Below are 6209 nucleotides of genomic sequence, written 5' to 3'. Positions count from 1 at the left end.
TGTCCGATCGCCGTTCTCTGTTCGCTATTTGCGCCGCCCGTTCGTTTTACACTCATCGAACAGACAACTCGGCTCGACCATACTCAAGCACCCACTTCAAAGCTCCTCAGCTGCACGCATCGGCAACATCCGCCCTTGGCATATTCCTTCTTCCAGTATCAACCCGCATCACCTGGCCGGTGACAGGGCACCATCTCACCACCATTCTTCCTTCTGAAGACTTCTGGCTCCGCTCTGAGGGACACAGCTGTCTTTAACAGCCACCAATCGATACCAGCAGCCAGAGACTCCACTCACGACCACCCCACGCCTGAACCCAACCACACTCCGTCCAGACAACAAAAAAGCCGCGTCGGAACGCGGCTTGCAAACGAATAGAACAGAACAAAGATCGGCGCAAAACACAAGTCAGTTGGATTGTCAGGCTCAAACCTTTATCGTTAAAACATACAGACGAAAAAAAGCCGGTCGATGACCGGCTCTTTCAACTCGTCAACCGTCGTAAGGAGCGGCTGATCAAGCAATTAGAACTTGTAAGCCGCCTTCAGCATCGCAAAGTTCACGCCGCCGTTTGGCTGCTTGATGCCGCCGTTCGAGAAGTGTTGCAGTTTCAGGCCGATATCCAGGCCGTTGGCAAACACGTAGCCAGTGCCGAGGTGGTCGCCGAATTGGAATGCGGTCGACAGCTTCTTGGTGTCGTTGTTGTACAGCGAAGAGAACAGGTGAACACCGATACCGGCTTCGCCGTAGAAACCCTTCTTGTCATCGCGCTGAAAGCGGAAGACCGGGGTAAAGCCGATGTCCGTGAAGTTCTTGCTGCTGTCGGTGTTGTTGTAACGCTTTTCATGCCACTCAGCGACGGTCAGATCCCAGTAGCCGCCGATGTGGGTGCCGTTGGATTGCCACCAGGCTGTGTTTTTCCAATCCCATTGTGCGCCCAGACGCAGCATCTGGACTTTGGAGCCGGCGCCGGCTTCGACGGAAACTGAATCAACAGCGTAGCTGGCAGTTTGCAGACCGATCAGAGCGATGGCGGCAACAGTGAGTTTGAGGGCAAATTTTTTCATCGACATGGAATTTTCGCTAGAGTAAATATTGTTGAATATCGAAATAGAATCAGTTGTGCTGAGTAGGGATATGATCCACAAACACTTGCATGTATTTTCTCATAACAACTAGAAAAGAAAGCAAGTCTTGAACAAGCGTGAGCGTGATTGTCGCTGAAATTGAACAGCTTTGCTGGCGGTGTCGCAGAACGCGGTCATTTCATTGGCAAACAGGCAATGCATTCTGCGTCTGGCGAACCGGCACAAACTTGACGCTGCAAAGCCGGAGTGCTGGCGGATCCAAAAATCAGCGACGCCGGCACTCCTCATTACTTACCTGCGATAGGCAAATTCCGGCAAGCCGGCAACATCCACACGCACAGACAAGACACAACCGGACAGTGGATACTGCTCCAGCTCCGCTTCGCTGCGGCCGTTCCTGCCGGTCGTGATGTAGAGCGTGCGCAGATCCTCTCCGCCGAATGCAACCATCGTCGGGCAACGCGCCGGCACCTTGATTTCCTGCAGAATGTCGCCGCTTGCGGAAAGTCGCAGCACGCGTCCGCCTTCAAACATCGCGCACCAATAGCCATTCTCGCTATCGACCGCCGCGCCGTCCGGACGACCTCCATAGCCTGGGGCGCTCTTGTCCATGTCGAATTGCTTGAACAAACGTTTGTTGCCGGTCTTGCCGGTGATGAGATCGAAATCGTAGGCGTCGATGCGATGCGCCGGCGTATTCGAATGAAACATCGTGCGTTTGTCCGTGCTGAACGCGACGCCGTTGGAAGTCGTCACCGGATGCGCCGCATCGCGCAGTTCGCCGCGCTCGAAGCAAAATAAGCTGCCCAGTTGCTGGTCGCGCGGTTCGTAAATCGTCCCGGTCCACAAGCGTCCCATGGCATCGCAGCGGCCATCGTTGAAGCGCAACTTGCTCTCGTCATAAGGCGCGTCGTGCAAGCGGGTCATCTCACCGCTGTCCGTATTGAGCCGGAACAGGCCGTTGCGCAAGGCCACCACCAGGCCGCCATCGGAGTGCATGGCGATACAACCCGGTTCCTCCTGCATTGGCCACGAGCGATGAGCATGGCTGGCGATGTGCAAACGATGTACGGCTTTGCCGGGAATGTCGATCCAATACAAAGCGCTTTCGCCGGCGTGCCACAACGGGCATTCACCGAGTTGCATGGGAGATTCGAAGGCGACCTGGATTTCAGTTGGAGACATGGGCGGCTATTCCGTAAGAAGAAACAGCATTATGCCCACTGAGCCGGAAACGGTACAACGTCAACAGCATGAAAAGAGAAAGAAAAAACGCAAGACACAATACGTCGACGACATCCAAAGCACTGCGGCCTCCGCCGATATCGCGATCGGAGAGGCCGCAGGAAAATGTGCGACAAAAAACACCGGACAAGCACTTACTCAAACAGCGCAGCGATGTAGCAAACTACATCGCAGTAAAGGTGGTTCGCCGCGAAGATCAGTTGGACCAGCCGCCGTCAATCATGTGAATCGCGCCAGTGGTGAATGCAGATTCTTCCGAAGCCAGGAACAGCGCCAGCAGCGCCACTTCCTCTGCCTTGCCGATGCGGCCCATTGGTTGGCGCGCCACAAACGCCTGGCGTACTTCCGCTTCGCTCTTGCCGCTTTCCTTGGCTTGCGTGGTGATGCGTTGATTCAGCGATGGCGATTCGATGGTGCCCGGGCAGATGGCATTGCAACGCACGCCCTGGGCGACGAAATCCGCCGCAACCGATTTGGTCAGACCGACCACAGCCGCCTTGCTGGCGCCGTAGGCGAAACGATTTGCCACGCCCTTGACGCTTGATGCGGCCGAAGCGATGTTGACGATGGAGCCCGATTTCTTGGCCAGCATGCCCGGCAGCACCGCGCGGATGGTGTGGAACATCGCCTTGGCGTTCAGGTTGAAGGAGAAATCCCAGGCCTTGTCGTCGCAATCGAGGATATTGCCGGCGGCGACGTAGCCTGCGCAGTTGAACAGCACGTCGACGGCGCCGATGTCCGCCACCAGTTGCTTGATGGCGGCGTCGTCGGTCACGTCCAGCAGGCGGGTTTCCACGCCGGCGATACCGGCCAACTCATCCAGATGCTGCTTGCTGATGTCGGTGGCGATGACGCGCGCGCCTTCCCTGGCGAACAGCTCGGTCGAAGCGCGGCCGATGCCTTGGGCTGCAGCAGTGATCAATACGGTCTTGCCGGCCAGGCGTCCAGAAGATTGCGACATGGGATTTCCTTTAAATGAGTTTTCGTTGTGCGAGATTCTTGATCAGCGCCGTCAGTCCAAATGTCCACGGCGCGACCTTGTCGGTAAAGTTGACCTTGTTCACCAGCGCGCCCAGTTTCGGCGTCGCGATCGTCACGACATCGGCGACCTGATGCGTGAAGCCCTGGCCCGGACCGAAACGATCCTGCGTCGGCGCAAACATCGTGCCGAGGAACAGCACCAGGCCGTCAGGGTACTGGTGATTCGGGCCGATCGCATGTTCCACCAGATTCAGCGGATCGCGGCTGATCATGGCCATCGAGCTGCTGCCTTTGAGCGTGAAGCCTTCCGTACCGTCTACCCGCATTGTAAGTTCGGCGCGCCGTACATCGTCAATTGAAAAGTTTGCATCGAACAGACGAATGAAAGGCCCGACTGCGCACGAGGCGTTGTTGTCCTTGGCTTTGCCCAGCAGCAGGGCGCTGCGGCCTTCGAAATCGCGCAGGTTGACGTCGTTGCCCAGCGTGGCGCCGACCGTCTCGCCGCGGCTGTTGACGACCAGGACGATTTCCGGCTCAGGATTGTTCCAGACCGATTTCGGATGGATGCCGACTTCATCCCCGAGACCGACCGAAGACAGCGGCTGCGCCTTGGTGAAGATTTCGGCGTCGGGTCCGATGCCGACTTCCAGGTATTGCGACCAGACACCTTGTTCCAGCAGCACTTCCTTGAGCTTGGCGGCGCCTTCGGAACCCGGCACCACGCTCGACAGATTGTCGCCGATGACAGCGGTGATCGCCTTGCGTACCGACTCCGCCTTGCCGGCGTCGCCGCGCGCCTGTTCTTCGATCACGCGCTCCAGCATGCTGGCGACGAAGGTCACGCCGCTGGCTTTGACCGCCTGCAGGTCAATCGGCGCCAGCAGCCACGGACGCGAAGTATCGCGCGTGCCGGCATCGGCGTTGGCCAGCAACTCTTCCAGTGCAGCCAGGCGCGGTGCCTTGGCTTGCGCGACCGCTGCGGCAGGGTTGTCCAGTTCCAGCAACTGGCTCGATGTCGCCGCGACGGCGCTCAGGTCGTACACGCCGTCGGCCTGCACCTTGACCAGTACCGGTCCGACGTTCGGTTGCCAGATGCGGCCGATCAGGGTTGCTTGTTGATGATCTTCAGGCAGATGCGCCTGAATCGTGAATGCTTGTGCCATGCCTGCTCCAGATGAAGGTCAGTCGAAGAATGAAACACCGGGAAGAATGTGATGCTGCCCGGATGAGATGCTGAGAAATGTTTCCGAGAAAACTTCATGAAAATTCTCTGAAACATGTCGCAACACCCCGAAGGTAAAAACCGCCGCCGGCAAAAACAAACGCCGGCGACGGCAAGGAGAAAAAACGATCAGGCCGTCAGGTATAGACGCCGATATGCCAGGGCACGAATTCATCCTGCCCGTAGCCGTGCAATTCGCTCTTGGTCTTTTTGCCGGACGCCGTATCGAGAATCATCTGGAAGAACTTCGCGCCGATATCCTGCGGCGTGGCCATGCCGTCGGCGATCTCGCCGCAGTTGATGTCCATGTCTTCTTCCTGGCGCTGCCACAGCGCCGTGTTGGTCGCCAGCTTCAGCGACGGCGACGGCGCGCAGCCATAGGCAGAGCCGCGACCGGTGGTGAAGCAGATCATGTTGGCGCCGCCGGCGACTTGCCCGGTTGCAGAGATAGGATCGTAGCCCGGGGTATCCATGAAGACAAAGCCCTTGGCCGTCACCGTCTCTGCATACTTGTAGACGTCCACCAGATTCGACGTGCCGCCCTTGGCGACCGCGCCCAGGGATTTTTCCAGAATAGTTGTCAGGCCGCCGGCCTTGTTGCCTGCCGATGGATTGTTGTTCATCTCGGCGCCGTTCTTGGCGCAATATTCTTCCCACCACGCGATGCGCGCCAGCAGTTTTTCGCCGACTTCCGGCGAGACTGCGCGACGCGTCAGCAAGTGTTCGGCGCCATAGATTTCCGGCGTTTCCGACAGGATCGCGGTGCCGCCGTGCTTGACCAGCAAGTCGACTGCCGCGCCCAGCGCCGGGTTGGCGGTGATGCCCGAATAACCGTCCGAGCCGCCGCATTGCAGGCCCAGCGTCAGATGGCTGGCCGGCACCGGTTCGCGCTTGATGTCGTTGGCCTTGGGCAGCATCTTCTTGATCTTCTCGATGCCGAGCGCAACCGTCTTGGCGGTGCCGCCGGTGCTCTGGATCGTGAAGGTGTGGAAGTACTCGTTCTCTTTCAGGTTGTGCGCTTCCAGCAATCCCGAAATCTGGTTGGTTTCGCAACCGAGGCCGACGATCAGTACCGCAGCGAAGTTTGGATGCTTGGCGTAACCGGCCAGCGTGCGGCGCAGCATCGCCAGCGGTTCGCCTTCCGAATCGACCGCGCAGCCGAGGCCGTGGGTCAGTGCCACGATACCGTCGACGTTGGGGAAATCCGCCAGCGCTTCCGGGTGGATGTCGCGGCGGAAGTAGTCTGCAATCGCGCGCGCGGCAGTGGCCGAGCAGTTCACCGAAGTCAGCACGCCGATGTAATTGCGCGTGGCGACGCGGCCGTCCGGGCGCTTGATGCCCATGAAGGTGACCGGTGTGTCGACGTAATCGACCGGCTTGAAATCGGCACCGAAGGAGTGTTCGCGCGAAAACTCCGCCATGGCCAGATTGTGCGTGTGCACGTGCTGACCTGGCTCGATGGCTTGGCTGGCGGTGCCGATGATTTGTCCATAGCGCTTGATCGGCTGGCCGGCGGCGATGGCGCGTGTCGCCATCTTGTGACCGGCAGGGATCAGGGCCGCAACCCGGAGACCGTTCTCTTCTTCGAGAATGGTGCCGGTGATCAGCTGGCGGCGCGCAATGACAACATCATCGACAGGGTTCAATCGGATGACGGGAGAAATTGGTTTCAT

Annotated in this window: 6 protein-coding genes; 1 reads left to right on the top strand and 5 read right to left on the bottom strand. The window is 58.7% G+C overall.

Features of this window, described 5'->3' with window-relative positions; all coding sequences use genetic code 11:
* The coding region (locus tag AKL25_RS24560) for a hypothetical protein (protein ID WP_205627284.1) at positions 1-217 on the top strand (217 nt) is incomplete at its 5' end.
* A 307-nt stretch (positions 218-524) separates the two neighbouring features.
* On the opposite strand, the gene AKL25_RS20625 is transcribed toward AKL25_RS24560, so the two are convergent.
* The 5 genes from AKL25_RS20625 to AKL25_RS20605 form a co-directional block, all read right to left on the bottom strand.
* Positions 525-1073: an acyloxyacyl hydrolase gene (locus AKL25_RS20625; protein ID WP_050479587.1), complete on the bottom strand. Its 549-nt coding sequence runs from the start codon at positions 1071-1073 to the stop codon at positions 525-527.
* A gap of 306 nt (positions 1074-1379) precedes the next feature.
* Complete coding sequence (locus AKL25_RS20620; RefSeq protein WP_050479586.1) at positions 1380-2273, bottom strand: SMP-30/gluconolactonase/LRE family protein; 894 nt, start codon at positions 2271-2273, stop codon at positions 1380-1382.
* A 256-nt stretch (positions 2274-2529) separates the two neighbouring features.
* Entirely contained in the window at positions 2530-3294 is a 765-nt protein-coding gene (locus tag AKL25_RS20615; protein WP_050479585.1) for an SDR family oxidoreductase, read from the bottom strand.
* A gap of 10 nt (positions 3295-3304) precedes the next feature.
* Positions 3305-4477, bottom strand: coding sequence for a fumarylacetoacetate hydrolase family protein (locus AKL25_RS20610; protein WP_050479584.1), 1173 nt, complete (start codon positions 4475-4477; stop codon positions 3305-3307).
* Between the two features lie 196 nt (positions 4478-4673).
* Positions 4674-6209 (bottom strand): UxaA family hydrolase, encoded by a 1536-nt coding sequence (locus AKL25_RS20605; RefSeq protein ID WP_050479594.1) that lies wholly within the window; start codon positions 6207-6209, stop codon positions 4674-4676.

Source organism: Herbaspirillum rhizosphaerae (genome assembly GCF_001189965.1).
Classification (GTDB): domain Bacteria; phylum Pseudomonadota; class Gammaproteobacteria; order Burkholderiales; family Burkholderiaceae_D; genus Herbaspirillum; species Herbaspirillum rhizosphaerae.
Note: the sequence above shows the minus strand (reverse complement) of the source record. Positions and strands in the feature narration are given on the sequence as shown.